Annotated in this window: 16 protein-coding genes and 2 pseudogenes; 9 read left to right on the top strand and 9 right to left on the bottom strand. The window is 67.9% G+C overall.

The window, feature by feature from the left end:
* Window positions 1-78: 78 nt before the first annotated feature.
* The 4 genes from CYU59_RS10460 to CYU59_RS10475 form a co-directional block, all read right to left on the bottom strand.
* Complete coding sequence (locus CYU59_RS10460; RefSeq protein ID WP_363114348.1) at window positions 79-4,914, bottom strand: cation-translocating P-type ATPase; 4,836 nt, start codon at window positions 4,912-4,914, stop codon at window positions 79-81.
* 271 nt (window positions 4,915-5,185) lie between these two features.
* Window positions 5,186-5,452 carry a hypothetical protein gene (locus CYU59_RS10465; protein WP_292988873.1) on the bottom strand — a complete coding sequence of 89 codons (267 nt, stop codon included), beginning with the start codon at window positions 5,450-5,452 and terminating at the stop codon, window positions 5,186-5,188.
* Entirely contained in the window at window positions 5,449-5,817 is a 369-nt protein-coding gene (locus tag CYU59_RS10470; protein WP_292988875.1) for a hemophore-related protein, read from the bottom strand. The genes CYU59_RS10465 and CYU59_RS10470 overlap by 4 nt, the downstream gene beginning before the upstream one ends.
* A 75-nt stretch (window positions 5,818-5,892) precedes the next feature.
* Window positions 5,893-6,840 carry a sigma-70 family RNA polymerase sigma factor gene (locus CYU59_RS10475; protein WP_292988877.1) on the bottom strand — a complete coding sequence of 316 codons (948 nt, stop codon included), beginning with the start codon at window positions 6,838-6,840 and terminating at the stop codon, window positions 5,893-5,895.
* Window positions 6,841-6,953: 113 nt separating this feature from the next.
* Between CYU59_RS10475 and CYU59_RS10480 the strand changes: the two genes are divergently transcribed.
* The 3 genes and pseudogenes from CYU59_RS10480 (at window position 6,954) to CYU59_RS10490 (ending at window position 9,158) form a co-directional block, all read left to right on the top strand.
* On the top strand, window positions 6,954-7,694 hold the full coding sequence (locus CYU59_RS10480; RefSeq protein ID WP_292988879.1) for an SDR family oxidoreductase: 741 nt from the start codon (window positions 6,954-6,956) through the stop codon (window positions 7,692-7,694).
* A gap of 20 nt (window positions 7,695-7,714) precedes the next feature.
* A pseudogene (locus CYU59_RS10485) lies at window positions 7,715-8,450 on the top strand (DUF899 domain-containing protein).
* 48 nt (window positions 8,451-8,498) lie between these two features.
* Window positions 8,499-9,158: pseudogene (locus CYU59_RS10490) on the top strand (nitroreductase family protein).
* A 4-nt stretch (window positions 9,159-9,162) separates the two neighbouring features.
* On the opposite strand, the gene CYU59_RS10495 reads toward CYU59_RS10490, so the two are convergent.
* From CYU59_RS10495 to CYU59_RS10510, 4 genes are all read right to left on the bottom strand, one after another.
* Window positions 9,163-9,897 carry a hypothetical protein gene (locus CYU59_RS10495; RefSeq protein WP_292988881.1) on the bottom strand — a complete coding sequence of 245 codons (735 nt, stop codon included), beginning with the start codon at window positions 9,895-9,897 and terminating at the stop codon, window positions 9,163-9,165.
* Window positions 9,898-10,032: 135 nt separating this feature from the next.
* Window positions 10,033-10,662, bottom strand: coding sequence for a class I SAM-dependent methyltransferase (locus tag CYU59_RS10500; RefSeq protein WP_292988883.1), 630 nt, complete (start codon window positions 10,660-10,662; stop codon window positions 10,033-10,035).
* The gene (locus tag CYU59_RS10505; RefSeq protein ID WP_292988885.1) at window positions 10,659-11,585 is read right to left on the bottom strand and encodes a class I SAM-dependent methyltransferase; all 927 of its coding nucleotides are present in this window, start codon (window positions 11,583-11,585) and stop codon (window positions 10,659-10,661) included. Before CYU59_RS10505 ends, CYU59_RS10500 begins: the two co-directional genes overlap by 4 nt.
* 62 nt (window positions 11,586-11,647) lie before the next feature.
* A complete protein-coding gene (locus tag CYU59_RS10510; protein ID WP_292988887.1) occupies window positions 11,648-12,487 on the bottom strand; it encodes a helix-turn-helix domain-containing protein in 840 nt (279 codons plus the stop codon).
* 127 nt (window positions 12,488-12,614) lie between these two features.
* Between CYU59_RS10510 and CYU59_RS10515 the strand changes: the two genes are divergently transcribed.
* The 4 genes from CYU59_RS10515 to CYU59_RS10530 are packed head-to-tail and all read left to right on the top strand — an operon-like array spanning window position 12,615 to window position 15,397.
* Window positions 12,615-13,658: a zinc-binding dehydrogenase gene (locus CYU59_RS10515; protein ID WP_292989062.1), complete on the top strand. Its 1,044-nt coding sequence runs from the start codon at window positions 12,615-12,617 to the stop codon at window positions 13,656-13,658.
* Window positions 13,655-14,071 carry a nuclear transport factor 2 family protein gene (locus tag CYU59_RS10520; RefSeq protein WP_292988889.1) on the top strand — a complete coding sequence of 139 codons (417 nt, stop codon included), beginning with the start codon at window positions 13,655-13,657 and terminating at the stop codon, window positions 14,069-14,071. The genes CYU59_RS10515 and CYU59_RS10520 overlap by 4 nt, the downstream gene beginning before the upstream one ends.
* Window positions 14,068-14,886 carry an SDR family NAD(P)-dependent oxidoreductase gene (locus CYU59_RS10525; protein WP_292988891.1) on the top strand — a complete coding sequence of 273 codons (819 nt, stop codon included), beginning with the start codon at window positions 14,068-14,070 and terminating at the stop codon, window positions 14,884-14,886. Before CYU59_RS10520 ends, CYU59_RS10525 begins: the two co-directional genes overlap by 4 nt.
* Window positions 14,887-14,899: 13 nt before the next feature.
* Window positions 14,900-15,397, top strand: coding sequence for a nuclear transport factor 2 family protein (locus CYU59_RS10530; protein WP_292988893.1), 498 nt, complete (start codon window positions 14,900-14,902; stop codon window positions 15,395-15,397).
* A gap of 80 nt (window positions 15,398-15,477) precedes the next feature.
* On the opposite strand, the gene CYU59_RS10535 is transcribed toward CYU59_RS10530, so the two are convergent.
* Window positions 15,478-17,259 carry a hypothetical protein gene (locus tag CYU59_RS10535; RefSeq protein WP_292988895.1) on the bottom strand — a complete coding sequence of 594 codons (1,782 nt, stop codon included), beginning with the start codon at window positions 17,257-17,259 and terminating at the stop codon, window positions 15,478-15,480.
* Window positions 17,260-17,660: 401 nt separating this feature from the next.
* On the opposite strand from CYU59_RS10535, the gene CYU59_RS10540 reads away from it, so the two are divergent.
* Together CYU59_RS10540 and CYU59_RS10545 are read left to right on the top strand one after the other, a co-directional pair.
* Window positions 17,661-18,446 (top strand): SDR family NAD(P)-dependent oxidoreductase, encoded by a 786-nt coding sequence (locus tag CYU59_RS10540; protein WP_292989064.1) that lies wholly within the window; start codon window positions 17,661-17,663, stop codon window positions 18,444-18,446.
* Window positions 18,443-19,411: a phosphotransferase family protein gene (locus CYU59_RS10545; protein WP_292989066.1), complete on the top strand. Its 969-nt coding sequence runs from the start codon at window positions 18,443-18,445 to the stop codon at window positions 19,409-19,411. The genes CYU59_RS10540 and CYU59_RS10545 overlap by 4 nt, the downstream gene beginning before the upstream one ends.
* Window positions 19,412-19,424 lie beyond the last annotated feature (13 nt).

The raw sequence follows: 19,424 nt of genomic DNA on the forward strand, positions 1-19,424 counted from the left end.
CCGAAACGCGAATCTGCCGCCCGCATCCGCCGAGATCGACATTCCGCAGGCCGCTGGTCGCACTTCTGCTGCAATACGTCAATCTCGGCGGCTTGCCAAGGCCTCGGCCAGTTCGGGCTGGACCACTCCCGCGGTTTTCGCCAACCAGTTGGGCGCCAGCACCGACAGCCCGGTGGCGCCCGCGGTCGCCCCCACGACTGCGGTCCAGGCGACCGGCCCCAGCGGGGTGCAGCCGAAGAAATGGCTGACGCCCGGCGTCTGGACGATGGCCACCAGCACAGCGGAGCTGCCCAGCGCAGTCGCGACCACGAGTGGGCTGTGTCGCCGCGTCAGCAGCGTCTGCGCCAGCTGCGTCGTCACCAGCGCCGTCAATCCCATTGTGGAGGTGCGCCTTTCGGTACCGGGCGTCCATCGTCCGACGGCCCAGGCCGCGGTTGCGCCGGCCGCCGTCACGGCGCCGCGGGTGATGATCTGGCGCATCAGCTCCGCGTCCAGCGACGGCGTCGGCCCGGTCAGCACCGAACGCTGATACGCCAGACGAGCCTCGGCGGCCTCCTCCTCGGTGTCGTATTCGTCGGCGTCGGGCTCCTCGAACTGCGGGGTGACCGCCACCGCGAGCGCCGGGAACATGTCGGTCAGCAGATTCACCAGCAGCAGCTGACGGGTTCCCACCGGTGCCCGGCCGCTGCCCAGCGCGGTGCCGATGATGGTGAACAGCACCTCGCCGACGTTGCCGCCGACCAGGATCGTCACCGCGTCGCGCACCCCGGCCCACATGCCGCGGCCCTCCACCAGCGTGTCGAGCAGCACGCCCAGGTCGTCGTCGGTCAACACGATGTCCGCGGCCCCGCGGGCGGCCGACGAACCGCGGCCGCTGACCCCGATGCCGACGTCGGCCATCCGGATCGCCGCCGCGTCATTGGCCCCGTCGCCGACCATCGCGGTCACCCGCCCGCAGCGCTGCAGCGCCCCGACGATCTGCACCTTCTGCTCCGGGCTGACCCGGGCGAACACCTGTACATCGGCGACCAGCTTGGCGGCCGCGTCCTCGTCCAGGCCGTTGAGTTCACCACCGGTGATCACCCGGGCGTCCTCGGGCAGACCGAGCTGACGGGCGATCGCGCGGGCGGTCACCGGGTGGTCGCCGGTGATCAGCACGACGTCGCGGCCGGCGTCGACCAGGGCTTCGATCAGCGGGCGGGCCGACGGGCGGGCGGTGTCGGCCAGGCCCACGTAGCCGATGAGTTCCAGATCCTGCGCCGCGGCGTCGACGGCATCAGCGTCGGTGTTCTCGTCGTCGGTGTCGTGCTTCCAGCCGCGCTTGGCGACGGCCAGTACCCGCAGACCCTGCTCGGCCAGGTTGTGTACCAATGCCTCTGCGTGGTCGAGGTCGGCCTGCCGATCGGCGAACCTGCAACGCGGCAGCACGACTTCGGGGGCGCCCTTGAGCATCAGCACCGGACCGGCCCCGTTCGTGGTGAGCGTGCCGATCGAGGCGGCGAAGCCACGGCTGGACTCGAACGGGACCTCGGCGAGCAGGTTCCATTCCGGGTCGCTGCTACCGGCATAGGACTCCGCGGCCTTGAGGATCGCCTCGTCGGTGGCGTGGGCGTGGCCCTGCGCCTCATGCGGCTGCGACGATGCCCGCGCCGCGGCCCGCAGCACGCGGGTGGCCTCCGGGTCGGCGGGGCCGGGGAACGGACCTTGCGGACTGGTGGCGGCCGGCACCGAAAGGACCAGGCGCAGGCGGTTTTCGGTGAGGGTTCCGGTCTTGTCGAAGCAGACGGTGTCGACTCGGCCCAGCGCCTCGATCGTCCGGGGCGCGCGGACCAGCACCCCGCGCGTCGAGAGCCGCTGCGCGGCGGCCAGCTGAGACAGCGTCGCCACCAGCGGCAGACCCTCCGGAACGGCGGCGACGGCGATGGCGACACCATCGGAGACCGCCTGACGCAGCGAGGCCCGGCGCAGCAACGCCAGCCCCGACACCGCGGCGCCGCCGGCCAGGGTCAGCGGCAGCACCTTGGCAGTCAGTTCCCGCAGGCGGGCCTGGACGCCGGCCGACGACTCGACGTCGATGACCGCGGAGATGGCCCGGTGCGCCGCGGTGCCCACGCCGGTGGCCACCACGATGGCCCGGGCGTGGCCCGCGACGATCGTGCTGCCTTCGAACAGCATGCTGGCCCGATCGGGATCGGCCGCCGCGACCGGATCGACCTGCTTGTCGACCGGCAGCGATTCACCGGTCAACAGCGACTCGTCGACCTCGAGGTCGTCGGCCACCAGCAACCGGGCGTCGGCGGGCACCACGTCGGGCGCCACCAGGTCGATCACGTCACCGGGACGCAGCGCACGCGCCGACACGGTGACGAGTCGCTCGGCTTTGCGCGCCGCCTCCAGCCGGCGTCGAGCCGTCGCGACGGTCGGGACGACCACCCGGCGGGCGAATTGGTCCTGTTCGGCGAACAGCTCGGCGGCCGCCGCCTCGGCGCGCAACCGCTGCGAACCGCCGATCAACGCGTTGACGGCCATCACCCCGCCGACCAGCAGCGCGTCGACATTGCTGCCGAGGATCGCCGACGCGGCGGCGCCCACGGCCAGGATCGGGGTGAGCGGATCGGAGAGCTCGGCCCGGGTCGCGGACAGCAGCTTGCCGGCCTGACGCGCCGGACCGCGCAGCGGCGACACCAACGGGCTGTCGGACAGGTCCGAGACGACGCGTCGCCAGCCGGGCAAGCCGGGCTCGATGGCCAATGGCAGGACCCGGCCGGCCAGCCGGGCGTAGACGATCTCCGGATCGAGCGCGTGCCAGGCGGTCAGCGGTTGGGGCGTGGGATCGGGTTGGCGCAGCACCCGGGTGGCCGCGAACGCCCCGGACATCAGCGCGCTGGTGGCTGCGGCGTTGACCGGATTGAGCCACCGCTGGAGTGCCAACGGGTTGGTCGAACCCTGCGGATTACCGGTCACCAGCAGCAGACCGGCCAGCGTGGTTCCGCCCTTGGCCAGGTTGACCGACGACTCGCTGGCCTGTCGCGCGGCCGGCAGCGCCGACAGGATGCGCACCGCTGCGGCCAGATCGGTGCCGGTGATGATGTCCGCGCTCCACGGCGTCGCCGCTTTCGGGTCGTCCAGCGCGACACCGACGTCGGCGATGGCCAGCGCCGCCAACGTGTCGGTCGAGGCGAAGTCGCGGTGCAGTGCGGTGATCAGCAGCACCGGTCCGCGGTCGGCCCGCAGGTCGCGGACCAGCTTGAGCAGCGGGGTGCCGCTCTGATGACTGGCCGCGACGCTGGCGGCCAGGTCCTGGGTGCCGGCCACATGCCGCAGCACGACGCGGGCGCCGGTGCGGTTGGCGATCTGCAGCAGCGGCACCGCGAACGGGTCGACCTCCCAGCCGACCTCGACGTGGCCGACGGTCTCCCCGTCGACGACCAGGTCGGCGTGCTCGAGACCTTGAGCGGGCGCGGCCGACGGCCCGGTGGGACGCAGCCAGCGCAGGCGTGCGGTGTTGGCCGGTAACTCGTCGTCGTCCGGCTCCGGCGGCTCCTCGGAGTGCAGCAGCGCGTCGGCCACCTCGTAGACGCGGTCGTCGTCCCAGCCGGCGACATCGCCGCGGGCGAGCAGCACCGCGCGGTGGTCGCCACGCAAGGCGGCGCCGTCGATCACGACCACCTTCACCCGATCCAGCCGTCGCAACGCGCCGGGGTCGAGGATCATCTGGCCGTCGTCGGCCAGCCCGCGGCCCAGCACCGCGGCGAACGCCTGCCGGCCCATGTGCGCGGCCTTGGGGATTCCGGCCAGCACCGCGCCGGCAGCGTCTTCGGGGCCGCCGCCGGCCACCAGCGCGCTGGCCGCGGCGATCAGCGATCCGTTGGCGGCCGAGTCGACGTAGTCCTCGATCGGTCCGGCCATCGAACCCTTCGCGGTGTCGATCGCGGCGTCGATCGATCCGTCGACCATGACGTGCGACGCCTCACCCGCTGATGCTGCGGACCAATTGTGCTGCGGCGCTTGCACTTTGGCGACGCCAGCGGATGATATGACGGGTACGACGGGGGCTTGCGGACGGTCGGGGGAGGCCAGTTGCGGCTCCCGGTCACGCCATCGGCGGCGGTGCGCCTCGGCTTCGGAGATCTGCAGGACGCGTTCGACCAGATTCAGCAGCGGTGTGCCGACGGCCTGGGTCAACCCGTTGGCCGCCGCGGTCGACGCGCTGAGCACCAGGTCCGTCCCGACCCGGCCCAGTCGCGACTCGAGCACGGCGATGATGCGTGGCTGGTTGTTGAGCAGAGCGGCGGCGGCCCGGGTGGTCTTCGGCGCCGCGGGCAGTCTGATCACCCAACCGGTGACCGCGGCACCGATCGCCACCGCGTCGAAGGCGGCGGCGGTCAACGGAACCAGAACCGCCAGCGGGTTCCCTGGATCGGCGAACGGCGCAATCCGAATCTGCGGTTCGCGTCCCGCGGCGAACAGATCGGACGCCGCCGAGTTCACCACGTCGCGGACCGTCTCCAGCACCACGTCGGCGTCGGCTTCGGGTTCGAGTTCGACCACCAGCCGGCCCAGCGCGCCTTCGACATGGGCATGGGCGACGCCGGCGACGGCGCGAACCGGCTCTTCGACCACCGCGGCGTGCTCGTGCCAGCGCGGGAACGGCAGCAGCGGGTCGAGATCGAGGTGTACCCGTCGTCCGCTCTGCCAGCGCACCGTCGCCGAAGCGCTGTCCTTACGGCCGTTCGTCGAGCCGCCGGTGCCCAGCACGCGCAACGTCGAATGAGTCACGGTGTCCAGTACCGGGGTGGTCAGCGTCTGCACAGCTTCGGCGGCGCTCGCCACGCTCTGCGCGCCGGCCTGCAACATCTGGACCGCTCCACCGGCCACACCGCCGACCAACGCGGTCACACCTGGAACCCTCATCAAGCACCCTTCGCTACGTCTGCTGTGTCGATCAGCGCCGCCTGGGCTATCGGGCGGCATTGGCTGTACGACGAAATGGGGAGATCACTGACATCCCCGTCAGACGAGCGTACGTGTTACGCCTGAGTACAGCTGAGCGAAGAAATTGCGATCGCCGCTAGGTCGCTCGGCGGCGACCCGCTGCGCCCGGCTTGTGCCGCGCTTGCGATCGCCGCTCGGTCGGTCGGCGGCGACCCGCTGCGCCCGGCTTGTGCCGCGCTTGCGATCGCCGCTAGGTGCACCCGCTGACGTGGATGCGACGGCCGACACCGACGCAGACGTTGACATTCGGCGGCGGCGGCGGAGGCGGCGGGAAATCCCCCGGCAGCGGCGCGTAGTCACCCGGCGGCGGGGGCTCGGCGAGGTTGGTGCATCCGCTCACCGACACCCGTCTGCCCACGCTCGCGCACACGTCGGCGTTCGCCACGCCGGTGACCGGCACGGCGTAACTCGACGCGACGGCGGTCAACGCGACTGCCCCGGCGATCCACGGCCTCATGCGGCGCCCTGCCCGAGCAACGGCGTCCAGTGGCAGCGCTCCCTGATGTCTTTCATCGGCTGCCGGATGCTCTCGAGTTCCGCTTCTTCTTGGGGGTTGGTGCTGAAGTAGTCCTGGACCTGGCCGCCGATCTCGTCCTTCGGCTGGTCCTGCAGACCGGTGTAGAACCCGTTGACGTCCGGATGGGTGTAGAGGTACGTCGTCAGGGCTGACGCGACCCCGGCGGCGACACCGGCGACATCTGCCGCCGAGCAATTGGGTGGTCGCGGTGCCGGGTCCGCCGCGGCTTGGCCTGCGGTACACAGCAGGGCTCCGGCGGCGATCACGCCGACCACTGCTCGGCGGGAGAACAAGGCGAGGGACATCACGGCTCCTCCATGGTGCGGTCGTCCCCCGGGGCTAAGGCTAAGCAGTTGCGGGCCTGATGCACCTGAGGCGGATCAGCGTGTCGGCGGCAGGCCGAACACCGAGAACAGCTCCGGGTCGAGGAAGACGACCATCCGGGCGATCCCGCCTTCACCGGCGGTCAGGACGTGAATCGAGTGTGCCCGCAATACGTCGTCGGCGGCCCGCCGATACTCGGCGACGGCGGGCTGCCCGTTGGCCGCCGTCTGGACCAGCACCATGTCGCCGGGTTCGGCGAAGGCACGCTGCGCCAGGAAACGGGTTACGGCGTCGCGGCCGATGAACCACGCCGGCAACGGCGGCATTTCGAGCCGGACGTCGGCTGCCAGCAGGTCGGTCAGTGCGTCGAGGTCGGCGTGTTCGAAGGCCGCGCAATAGCGGTCGAGAAGCTCACGACGGTCCGCGTCGTCCGGCTCGGCGACGTCGTCTTCGCTCGGTGCCACCTCGGCGAGGTGGCCGCGGGCCCGCTGCAGCGCGCTGTTGACCGAGGCGGTGCTGGTTTCCAGCAGCTCGGCGACCTCGGCGGCGCTGAACTGCACGACGTCGCGCAGGATCAACACCGCACGTTGACGTGCTGGGAGTTCCTGCAGGGCCGTCGCAACCGCCAGCCGCACACTCTGACGAATGCCGACCTCGGTCTCGGGAGTCAACGTGTCCGGCAGCGGCTCGAGCCAGTGGTGGTGACCGCCGGCTGCGTCGAGGTCGATGTCCGGATCGTCCGAACCGGCGCCCAGACCCGCGGGCAGCACGCGTCGCGCGCGATTCTCCAACGCGCGCAGACATGCGGTGGTGGCGATCCGGTACAGCCAGGTGCGCAGAGCCGCGCGCTCTTCGAACGCCGAGTAGCCGCGCCAGCCGCGCAGATAGGTCTCTTGGACAAGATCTTCGGCGTCGTGGGCCGAGCCGAGCATGCGGTAGCAGTGGGCGATCAGTTCGCCGCGAAACGGCGCCGCCTGCTCGATGAAGTTCTCCTGGGCGGGCACGAACCTTCTCCTATCTCGGGCGATGGGCCCTCATGAATACAGAGACGTGCGCCCCGAAAAATTCATCGGCCGGCCCGCGATGAATTCCAGTCGCGCGACGTATCGAACCCACTATGACCCAATCAGTAGAGAACCTGACGTTGGCCGGCACGACGGCGATCGTGACCGGCGCGAGCCGCGGATTCGGCAATGCCATAGCCGCGGCATTCGCGGCCGCCGATGTAAAGGTCGTCGGCGTCGCCCGCAGTCGAGCGCGCCTGGAAGGCGACCACTTCACCTCGGTCGCGGCCGATGCCGCCGACCCCGAGGTGGCGAATCGGCTCGTTGATGAGCATCAGCCGCAGACACTGGTGTTGTGTGCCGGTGCGACCCCGACGATGAGCCCGTTGCACGAACAGACATGGGAGAGCTTCAGCCAGACGTGGAACGTGGACGTCGCGCAGGCATTCAACTGGTGCCGTGCGGCATTGCGCCGTCCACTGGCACCGGGCAGCACAGTGATCGTGATGTCCAGCGGGGCCGCGCTGAACGGCTCGCCGCTCAGCGGCGGGTATGCGGGCGCGAAAGCCGCCGTGAAGTTCGTTGCTGACTACGCCGCAATCGAATCCGAGCGGGCCGGACTCGGCATCCGGTTCGTGTCGGTGCTGCCGCGATTGACGCCTGCCACCGAGCTGGGCGCGAAAGCGGTTGCGGCGTATGCCGACCGGCAGGGCGTCGACGTCGACGCGTTCCTCGAGGCGGCCGGGCCGGCGTTGACTGCGGAGCAGGTGGGCCGCTCGGTGCTGGAGCTCGCCAACGGGGGGCGCGACGGTTCGTATCTGCTCACGGCGGCAGGCCTGTCGACAATCAACTGAAATCTGAAGGCGGACAACAGATGAAGACACCACCGATCGTGTCGGCGCAGGAGTGGGCGGCGGCCCACCAGGAGTTGCTGGTCGAAGAGAAGAAGGTGATGCGTGCCTATGACGCGCTGGCGGCGCGACGACGACGGATGCCGTGGCTGCCGGTCGACAAGCACTACGAGTTCGAGGGCCCTGACGGCAGGGTCGATTTGCCGGGCCTGTTCCAGGGCCGGCGTCAGCTCCTGGTCTATCGCGCCTTCGTCGGCCCCGACATCGACGGCTGGCCGGATCACGGCTGTCGGGGCTGCTCGATGGTCGCCGACCATATCGGCAATCTGGCGCACCTCAACGCCCGTGACGCGACGCTGGTGTTCGTCTCACGGTGCCCCGCAGGCCGGCATCGACCGGTTGAAGGAGCGGATGGGGTGGCGGATGCCGTGGTACTCGATCACCGACGACTTCGACAAGGACTTCGGTGTGCACGAGTGGCACGGCACCAACGTGTTCATCCACGACGACGACCGGGTGTACCGGACCTACTTCGTCAACAATCGTGGCGACGAGGTGCTGGGAAACACCTGGAGCCTGCTGGACATGACCCCGCTGGGCCGTCAGGAGAACTGGGAAGACTCACCCCAGGGTTACCCGCAGGGCCCGCCTTACGAGTGGTGGGACTGGCACGACACCTACGGCGAGCACGAGCCGTCGCGGTGGTTCGGTGAGCCCGATCCCAACGATCCGAACGACCAGCGCCCACCGCGCTCCTGACCGTCGGCAGTAAGTTCTCCCGGAAAGGTAAACCGGAAGGGAGACGGCATGCCGGGAGCGACCAGCGACGTATGGGAGGCGATGTCGACCGCGCGGACGATCCGCCGGTTCACCGAACAACCGGTCGACGACGCGACGTTGCAGCGGTGCCTGCAGGCGGCGATTTGGGCGCCCTCCGGGGCCAACGCGCAGGCGTGGCGTTTCGTGGTGCTGCGCTCACCCGAGCAGCGGGCGGTGGTGGCCGAAGCAGCGTCACGCGCTCTGCAGGTCATCGAGCCCGTCTACGGCATGAGCCGGCCGGCCGACGACGACGACAGCCGTCGGGCCCGTACCAACCGCGCGACCTACGAGTTGCACGACCGGGCCGGGGAATTCACGTCGATTCTGTTCGCGCAGAAGCACTTTCCGACCGCATCGGAACTGCTGCTGGGCGGTTCGATATTTCCGGCGATGCAGAACTTCTTGCTGGCCGCCCGGGCCCAGGGCCTCGGTGCATGCCTGACCAGCTGGGGTTCCTAAGGCGGTGAGCAGCTGCTACGTGACGCCGTCGGGGTGCCGGATGACTGGATGGTGGCCGGGCACATCGTGATTGGCTGGCCCAAGGGCAACCACGGCCCGGTGCGTCGCCGACCTCTGAGTGAAGTCGTCGATTACGACCACTGGGACGACCGCCCGGTTGAGCGGTTGGTGAACCGACCGAACCCGTGATCCGTCACCACGGTGCCTCCGCCCAGCCCAGGAAGTTGGCGCCCGGCGTCGGATCGTAGGTGTTCATCACCTGGACGTTGTGGCCGGCACCGGCCAGTCCAGGGTAGGACGCCAGGATGCCACCGGAGACGAATGTGCCGTCCCCCTGGGCGATGTCGACGTGACCCGCGCCGCCGTCTGCCGAATTCTCCGAAAACACCAGGGCTCCGCGCGGGAAGTTGTCGTCCATGTGGATGCGACCCTGGGAGAAGAGTTTGTTGCGGAACTCCTTGGCCGTGTTGACGCCCAGGCCCGGCACTCCGTAGGACCAGGCGACGAATTTCCCGCAGCCCTGCGGCCCGAACATGTCGGTGCCGACCGCCGAGTTCGCTTTGGCAAGTGCGGCATTCGCTTTCGAGATGGCACTCGGCGGGGACAGCGGATTACATTCGGGACCAAGCGGTTCCAGCGTGTGTGCTTCGATGTCGACATCGGCGACGTAGTGACCGTCAGACGTCCGATACCAGAGGTCGTCCCAGCCGCCCGGGATGCGAGAGCTGAAAAAGCCCCTCACCCGCTGACCCTTGGCGTGGCATACCAGTGTGAGTAGTTCGCCCACATCGTAAAAGCCATCCTGCGAGCTCAAGTCAGGACCGTTGGTGCGGTGCGTCCTGGCCCTGACGGCAACCGTCGTCTCGGCGCTCGCCGGAGCAGTGAGGCTGCCGACGAGTCCCGGCGCGATCACGACCAGGGCTGCCACCGCAAGTGAGCGCCGGCAGCGGCGTCGGTCGGTCGTCGATGCACGGCACACATGCCCTCCCGTCAGTCCGCTGACAACTTACCTGGAGTGGTTTGCGCCACAAGCGATTTGCCGGCGCCACGCCGACGGAATTCGTCAGCTCTTGACGCCGGCGGTGAACAGGTCGGAGATCGGCCGGGTCCACAGCGGGCGGCGCACCCGGTGCTGTTCGGCCACAGTGAATCCGGCGTTCTCGAACAGCCGACGCATCTCCGGCGGTGTCGGGTTGTGCTGCGGTGTCCAGTTGGTGCCCGGGAACAGCGGCCGCCGAGCACTCATCGTCGACACGGCCACCAGCCCGCCCGGTGCCAGCACGCGGTGGAACTCACGCAAAGCGGCCGGCTGGTCGAAGAAGTGAAACGCCGACGTCGTCACCACGGCGTCTAGTGCCTCGTCGTCGAACGGCAGTTGCTCGGCCGGGCCGCGCCGCCAGTCGACGTCACGCGACCGAGCGTGGGCCTGCTTGAGCATCCCCTCCGACATGTCCACCCCGTAGACCGCAGTGGGATGCAGATCGCGCTGAATGCGGTCGGCCAAGATGCCTGTGCCACAAGCGACATCGGCCACCCGCACCGACTGGTGGTTGCGCAATTGCGCGACCACCTCGTCGTGCGCGGGGCGGTAGACCCACTGCTGCAGGAACGGCAGGTTGTAGGCCGGGGCGGCCACACCCCAGAACCGCGTGACCGCCTCGTTGAACCTGCGTCGTTGCGGAGCCTGCGTCACTTGGTTGAGGTGTAGTAGACGGTGTCGCCCACCGATACCGAGTCGCTGGACTCCGGAACGGGCGGCAGCCCGTGCTCGGCCAGCAGCTGACTCATCGGCCGGCCGGACGACTGCCAACCCAACCCGTCGAGGTATTCGGCGACGTCGTTGCGGTCGCCTTGGTATCCGAGCTCGTCGAAGTCGAGGTCGAAACCGTTGGCGCGCCATTTGTCGGTGGCCGCACGCATCATCTCGCGGACCTTCTCGCGGTCGATGTCGTTGACGTCCGGGATGGCCTCGGTGGCCAGCCGGCTGCCGTCAGCGCTGAGCGCGGAGATGTTGTCCAGCAAGCGATCCTGCGCTTCCGGCGGCAGGTAGCCGAGCAAACCTTCGGCAATCCATGCCGTGGGTCGACTGCGGTCGAATCCAGCCGCGGTCAAGGCCGCCGGCCAGTCGTTGCGCAAATCGACGGCGACCGTGCGGCGCTCGGTCGTCGGGCTTGCGCCCAGCGAGGACAGCGTCTGGGTCTTGAACGCGATCACCTCGGGCTGGTCGACCTCGAAGACGGTCATGTCGCCTGGCCACTCCAGCCGGTAGGCGCGAGCGTCGAGGCCGGAGGCCAGGATCACCGCCTGCCGGATGCCGGCCTTCGTCGCGTCCTGGAAGAACGCGTCGAAGAAGCGTGTCCGAACGGCCATCGCGTCGGGCATCTGCTGGAGTTTCCAGGTGGAGTCGTCGCTGTCGACCTGAGTGATGTCGAGGTCGCCGGCCGCCCATCGAGTGAGGAAGTCGACGCCGACGGCCCGCACGAGCGGCTCGGCATACTGGTCGTTGATCAAGGGGTTGTCGGCCTTGGTGGCGACGGCCCGGGCTGCGGCGACCATTGTCGCGGTGGCTCCTACGCTCGTGGCGAGGTCCCAGGTGTCGTTGTCGGTGCGCGGCATTGCCTGCTCCTTGGGTAGTCGGGACGTTATTTAGTTAGCTTAACAAGTAATTAGCTGATCTATCAAGTTCGGCCACCGATTGCGGCTGTGACCTGGGCGACCCGGCGGCCGACGTCGTCGATCCGCCGCCGCGACAGAGTCTGCAGCGGGTGGACCGCAACGATCATCGGCACCCGGCCACGGTGATCGAAGACCGGCGCGGCGATCGTCGCGACCGGCCGCTCATGACGCGCGGAGTCGTCGTCGGACAGGAAGCCGATCGTGGTGAATTCCGTCAGCAATTGATCGGTGATCTCCCGGACGTGATCGGGCAGCCCGTCGCTGGGCAGAGTTCCCATGACCCGGGCGGCCTGGGTCAACGCCGGCGTAGTGCAATCCACGTCGAACCCACGCTGCCGGGTGCGGGCCAGGACCTCCTCGAGTCGACCGGCGACTACCGGGTTGGTGGTTGCGCTGCGCTCGATCCAGGCCCGCTGTTCCTCTGCGGTGTCCCACGCGGCGAACGCGACTCCGAACGGCGGGGCGTATCGGATCTGCTCACCGGGTGCGCCGATGGACCGCTGACCGGCGTCCTCGAACGAGGTGATCACCAACGAATCGGCAACTCGTTCGACAACTGAACTGGCGTAACCGAATTCGTCGGCGAGAGTGAGTGCCGCCGTTCGGGCGGCATGCGCCGTCGGCCGGGCGGTCTCGACCCGCGCCGCCACCACTGCCAGCGCCGGACCCAGCGAGTAGGTCTTGTCGACCGGATCGCGACTGACCCAACCGCGATCGCACAGCGTGGCCAGGATTGCGTGGGCGGTCGCCTGGGTCAGTCCGAGTTCGCGCACCACATCGGAGAACCGCAGCCGGGCCTCGGTTGAGCCGGCGAGCAATTCGACGACGTCGAGTACGCGCACCGTCGGGGGAGACGAGGGGATGTCTTGACTTCCTTCCGTGGAGGTTCCTACGCTGAGCCTCTGATTATCGAGATGCTATCTCGAATAATCGAAATGCATCAAGCAGAGGAGTGTGCGGATGCGTGCGGTGGTGTTGCGCGACGGTCGCCTCGACGTGCGAGAAATTGACGACCCGGTGCCCGGTTCCGGCGAGCTGCTGTTGCGGACACTGAGCACCGCGATCTGCGCGTCGGACGTGCATTTCATGGACCACCCGGAGATGGGGATCGACGATCCGACGGGACGCTCGCTGTACGACGCGGAGCGCGACATCGTCCTCGGCCACGAGTTCGTCGGTGAGGTCGTCGGGCACGGGCCGGACTGCACGAAACAATTTCCGGTCGGCACCCGGGTCACGTCGTTGCCGATCCGGGTGGTCAACGGCGGCGCGGACGGCGTGCGGATCATCGGCCAGCACCCGGAGGCGCAGGGTAGCTTCGGCGAATTGCTGGTCGTCGCAGAGGCATTGGCCAAACCGGTCGACGGCGACGTATCCAGCGACGCCGCGGCCCTGACCGATGCGTTCGCGGTCGGTGAGTTCTATGTGCGCTCGGCGCGGATGGAGCCCGGCGAGATACCGGTTGTCATCGGCGCCGGCGCGATCGGGCTGTCCGCGGTTGCCGCGCTGGCCGGCCGCGGTGTCGAGCCGATCATCGTGTCGGACTACAACTCTGAGCGTCGAACGATGGCGTGCGACAGCTTCGGCGCGCATGTCGCGGTGGATCCCGCCGAACGCTCCCCGTTCGACGTGTGGCGTGAGCTGCGGGTCGAGCGTGGACTGTGGGGCCCGATGGTCGTGTTCGAATGCGTCGGAGCTGCGGGCCTGATCCAGAAAGTCGTCGACTCCGTCGACATGGGGACCCGGATCTATTGCGCCGGAGGCTGGTACACCGGTGACACGCTGAACATCACCGACGCCACCCGTCAAGGCGTCACCATCCAATTCGGTGGCGGGCCGCACCCCCAGGACTGGTACGGCACGCTCGATGCGATCGCCGCCGGTCGCCTGGACCCGCTGCCCAGCGTCGGCGCGACCGTCGGCCTCGACGAGGTGCCCGACGCACTCGACTCGGCCCGAAAGTCAACCGGCCCAGCACGAATCATCGTCCATCCGAACGGAGACGTGGAGTGAGTGAACGCGAAGACCGTCAAGACATTGCCGACGTCCTGCTGCGCTACGCGACAGGCATCGACCGCAAGGACTGGCCGCTGTTCCGCACGGTGTTCACCGACGACTGCGAACTGAACTACGGCGAAGTCGGTTCGTGGCACGGCGTCGACGCGATCACCGAATTCATGCAGCAGGCACATGAATTCGCCAGCCACACCATGCATCGATTGACCAACCAGGTGATCACCGTCGACGGTGATGCGGCCGAGTCGCGAACCTACGTCGACGCGCTGATCCTGGTCGGCGACGGCAACGCCGGGGTCAACGCCGCCGGGTTCTACGACGACGAGCTGGTACGCACCGACGACGGGTGGCGGGTGGCCCGTCGCCGATTCGTCCAGGTGCGGATCGCGCCGGTGGGCCAGCCGTCATGACCTTCGCAGCCAAGTACGGTCCGTGGGCGCTGGTGGCCGGGGCATCCGACGGGGTGGGCGCCGCATTCGCCGAAGGGCTCGCCCAGCGCGGCGTCAACGTCGTCCTGCTGGCCCGGCGGCAGGCCGTGCTCGACGAGGTGGCGGCCGGAATCGCCGAGCGTACCGGTGTCGAAACCCGGACGCTGGCAGTGGATCTCGCGAGTCCCGACGCCTCGGCGCAGGTGGCCGCCGCGACCGCCGACCTGGAGGTCGGATTCCTGGTTTACTGCGCCGGGGCCGACCCGAACTTCGAACCGTTCCTTGCCAACTCGATCGCAACCGCGGAGGCGATGGTGCAGCGCAATTGCGTCGTGCCGATGCAACTGTGCCACCACTTCGCTCCGGCGATGGTGCAGCGGGGCAGCGGTGGGATCGTGGTGTTCGGCTCCGGCGCCGGCCTCGCCGGTGGCCCGAACATGGCGGCTTACGGCGCCACCAAGGCGTTCGACATGGTGTTCACCGAAGCGCTGTGGAGCGAGCTACACGACAACGGCGTCGATGTGCTCGGACTCATTCTCGGAAAGACCAACACGCCGGCACTGCGCCGCCTCGAACACAGTCGTGGGCAGCTGGAATCCGAAGACGCCGCGCCGACGGACGCCGACAGCGTCGAGCGGGTCATTGCCGAAGCGTTCGAAAACCTCGGCAACGGGCCGACTTTGATGGTTGGTGAAATGATGCGCAATGTCGCCCCGGTGCTGGCATCGCTGACTCGCAACGAGGCCGTCAACCTGATCACTCAAGCCCAAGCCGTCGCCATGGGCACCGGCAGCTAGGAAGGGGCCGAAGATGGATGCCGCCGAGGAACTGCGGGAGATCGAAGCGATCAAACAACTCAAGGCCCGCTACTGCCGGTTCTTGGACGCCAAGGATTGGTCGGCGTGGCGCACCATTTTCACCGACGACTTCATCAGCGACACATCGGAGTCGGGCGGCCAGACAGTGGTCGGGGCCGACGAATTCGTGACCTACATCCGCAAGACGCTCGGGAAGCCGTCGCAACCCACGGTGCATCAGGTGCACGCCCCGGAGATCGAACTGGTGTCGGAAACCACTGCTCGCGGGGTGTGGGCTCTCGAGGATGTGGTGCGCCTGGCGCCCGGCCTGAATCTGAATGGATATGGTCACTACCACGAGACTTACGAAAAGGTCGACGGGCAGTGGCGGATCAAGACATCGAAGCTCACGCGACTGCGTGAGGACATCTTCAATCCCGTTTTCTCGGTGCGGGTTTCGCACCGGATGAGAAAAGCCGGAGCTGCCGCGGCGCGACGGTTCATGTCGTGAGCAGGGCGTCCATCCCCACCTGAACGCCGAACGTCCCAGGCCGGTGAAGACCTGGGACGTTCGGGTGGTGCTGGTCGGTTTTACAGGCCGAGGAAAGCCAGCGGGTCGATCGCGGCGCCGGCGCTGGTGACGGCTTCGGTGAGCCCCGACGTCAACGCTTCGAAAGCGTCACCAGGGTTGAGCAACGACGTGGCATCGACACCGCCGAACAGATCGCCCAGGTCGAGGTTTCCGAACGGTGTTGCCAGGACGTCGCTGATCTGGGCGGCCGCGCCGTCCAGACCCGGGATGGCGGTGTAGATGTTCTCGAATCCGCCACCCAGATTCAGCACGTCGTAGACCGATCCGTCCACCGGAAGTGCCGCGTCGGCCGGAGCACCCGCGAGCAACGAGCCACCGGTGACGGTGAACTCGGTGTTCACCAAACCGAGCAGGTTGGTGACCTGATCGTTGGTGGTGATGCTGCCGATCTGGTCGGCCGCCGCGGTGCCGTCGTAGACGTTGAAGTCCTGCTGGGCCAGCGACAACGTGACACCGAAGATGGTCGGCGTTCCGCCACCGAGGTCCAGCAGCGGTGGCGCACCAAGGAGCTGCTGAACTGGAGTGAAGCCTTCGTCGCCGCCGACCAACGTCGGGTCGAAGGTGAATCCGCCGAGGCTGAACGCGTCGGCCCCGATGGCGCCGTCGCCGGCCTGCAGACCGGTGAGTGCGTCACCCGGGTCGAGTGGGTTGGCGACGTTGATGTTGCCGAACAGCGAGTCGAGGTTGATGTTGCCGTACGGAGTCACCAGCGTGTCGGTGACCGTGCCCGGTGTCGTGACGCCGTCGGCGGTGACGTCCGGGGTGGCGGTGTAGACGTTCTCGTAGCCGTGACCGAAGTTCATCGCATCCAACACTGTTCCCTGCGTGGGCAGGCCGGTGGAGGCGTCACCGGTCGGTGTGACACTGGTGACGAACAGCTGAGTGTTGGTGATACCCAACAGGTTCGTCACGTCGACCCCGGTGTTGACGGTGCCGATCTCGGTCGCACTCGAACCGCTGCCGCTGTATGCCTCGAAATCTTGGAAGGCGAGGCTACCGGTGGCCGGGCCGCCGATCGATCCACCGCCGATCTGGAGCAGTGGCGCCACGGTGGCGAGCGGTGCCACGGTGTTGAAGCCCTCGCCCCCACTCACAGCGCCGGTGAGTTGATCGGTGAGTAAGGGGTCGAGTGTGAACCCGCCGATGCTGAAAGCGTCTGAGGCGCCACTGATTCCGCTGACATCGAGGCCGGTGAAGGCATCACCGGGGTTGAGCGGGTCGGCGGCGTTGAAGGTGAACAGCGAGCTGAGATCTTGACTGCCGAACGGCGTCACGAATGTGTCGGTCACGGTACCGGGTGTCGTGACACCGTCGACGGTGGCGTCCGGGGTGGCGACGTATACGTTCTCGTACCCGCCGCCCAGGTTGAAGACGTCGTACACGGAACCGACCGTCGGAAGGTTCGCGTCGGTGGCGCTGCCGGTCGGGTCGACGCTGGCGACGGTGAACTCAGCGTTGGTCAGGCCGAACAGATTGGCGACGGTCTCGTTCCCGGTGATGCTGCCCACCTCGGTGCCACTGGTGGGGTCGTAGACGTTGAAGTCCTGAGTCGCGAGCGGCAGACCGAGCGCCGTTCCGCCGCCCAATTCCAGCAGCGGGGGAGACGTTGTCAGCTGGGAGACGGGATCGAAGCCCTCACCGCCCGCCGCCAACTGCGGGTCAAAGGTGTAGCCACCGATGGTGAAGGCGTCGGCCCCGGCGGCTGCGGCCGCACCGGTGTCTGCGGCAGCGACGGCCACCTGCAGGAATGCGGTCGCCATCAACCCGCCCGTGGCTGCCAAGCCAGCCATTATCAAGCGATTGTGCATAGGTCTTGCTCCTACGTCTCGTATGTGTGATTCAGGGCGGGCGTGTTGTTACTTGTGAGTAACGTCACGGGAGATTACTCAGCAGTAATATAGAAAGTCAATACAAAATCTTGGGCTTCTCTCAGGTTGACAGCAAACTGCCAGATTATTGACAGTCTGTCAGTAGAACTGAAGGTGCAGTTCACGGCACCGAGGGCCGCCCCGAACGATCGAGCAGGCGGCGTAACGCGAACTCACGGCCGGATCAGCGCTTCCCGGGCCTCAGGTCAACCTCAGTCGAACCCTTCGCGGCACGGCCATTTACTTGAACGGTCGAAAACGGCATTCTCTTCATAGGAGAAGCGGTGTCCGTGGCACGGGAAGAGGGTCCAACGATGGCGGGAGCGTGCGACGGCAAGGTCGCCTTGGTGACGGGCGCCAGCCGAGGACTGGGTAAGGCAATCGCGGTGCGGCTGGCCGCCGAGGGCGCCACGGTCGGGCTCACTGCGCGCACCTTGGAACCCGATCCGAAGTACCACGGATCGCTGCGGCAGACGCTTGAAGAGATCACCGCCGCCGGTGGATCCGCGGTCGCCATCCAGGCGGATCTGTCGAAATCCGAGGATCGGGAGCGTCTCTTCGCGGAGCTGGTCGAGAAAGCAGAGGCGCCAGACATTCTGGTGAACAACGCTGCCGTGACCTTCCTGCGTCCGCTCGACGAGTTTCCCGAACGACGCGCGAAGCTGATGATCGAAATGCATGTGCTGGCACCGCTGCATCTGACCCAGCTGGCGATCCCTGCGATGCGCGAGCGTGGACGCGGGTGGGTGCTCAACGTGACGTCCGTCGGCGGCGACCTGCCCGATGGTCCGCCGTTCTCCGATTTCGACCGCTCGGCCGGCTTCGGCGTCTACGGCACCGTCAAGGCGGCGTTGAACCGGCTCACCAAAAGCTTTGCGGCAGAACTGTATGACGACGGTATCGCGGTGAACGCCGCCGCCCCGTCCAACCCGGTGGCCACCGAGGGGGCGGGGTCCCTCGACTTGGCCAAGGCCGATACCGAAGGCATCGAGCTCATCACCGAGACCGCGTTCACGCTCGTCACCGCAGATCCCAGAACGATGACCGGTCGCATCACTCATACGCAGCCCTTCCTGCGTGAGATCGGGTGGTTGCACTGAGCGACCCGCTGCTGGCGCAGCTTGCTGAGCGACTTGCGCCGCAGCATATTTCGGATCTCCGGCCGTTGAAGGGCGGCGCATCCAGCCTCACCTATGCCGGATGGCGCGCGGAAAGTCGCGTCGTGGTGAAGGTCGCCCCTCCCGGGGTCCCGCCGACCGGACACCGCGACGTGTTGCGCCAGGCGCGCATCCTCAGCGCGTTGAGTGCCACAACGGTTCCGGTACCCGAGATCCTGGTCGAGGACGTCGGTGAACCGCCCGACGTGCCACCGTTGTTCGTGATGTCGTTCCTCGACGGGGTCAGCACTGAGCCGTTGTTCGACGACGCCGATGCCGGGCCCGAAGCCGTTGTGGGGGAACGCCTCCGCGACGCGGCGGCCACGCTGGCCCGGCTACACGGCCTGGAGACTGGACCGCTGGGGCCGGCCGCCGAACCGGTCGCCCGGCCACTCGACGAAGTCGAGCGGTGGGGCCGGACGTTGGAAACGGTCGATCCCGCGCTGGCCCCGGGCTGGCAGGACGTCGCCGACGCACTTCGCACCACCGTGCCGCCGGGATTGCCGGCCGCGATCCTGCACGGAGACTTCCGGCTGGGCAACCTGCTGGCGGACGGCGGCCGAATCACCGGCATCATCGACTGGGAGATCTGGTCGGTCGGGGATCCCCGCGTGGACGCCGGATGGTTCTTGATCAATTGCGACCCCCGTACGTATCGACGCGCGTCGCGCTACGTGAAGGCGGTGCCGCCGGTCGACGAGCTCGCCGAGATCTACCGACAAGAGATGAAAAATGGTCTGCCAGAACTGGATTGGTTCTGCGCGCTGGCGTGCTTCAAATCGACGGCGACGTGGTCGTTGATCGTCAAGCACAACAGGCGACGTTCTGCGCCGGATCCCGAACTGGAGTCGATGGCCTTGGCGTTGCCCGGGCTGCTGTCGCGGGCACGCGACTTACTGCCGGTCTAGCCGTCGGTGTCCT

The organism is Mycobacterium sp., assembly GCF_002863225.1.
Taxonomy (GTDB): domain Bacteria; phylum Actinomycetota; class Actinomycetes; order Mycobacteriales; family Mycobacteriaceae; genus Mycobacterium.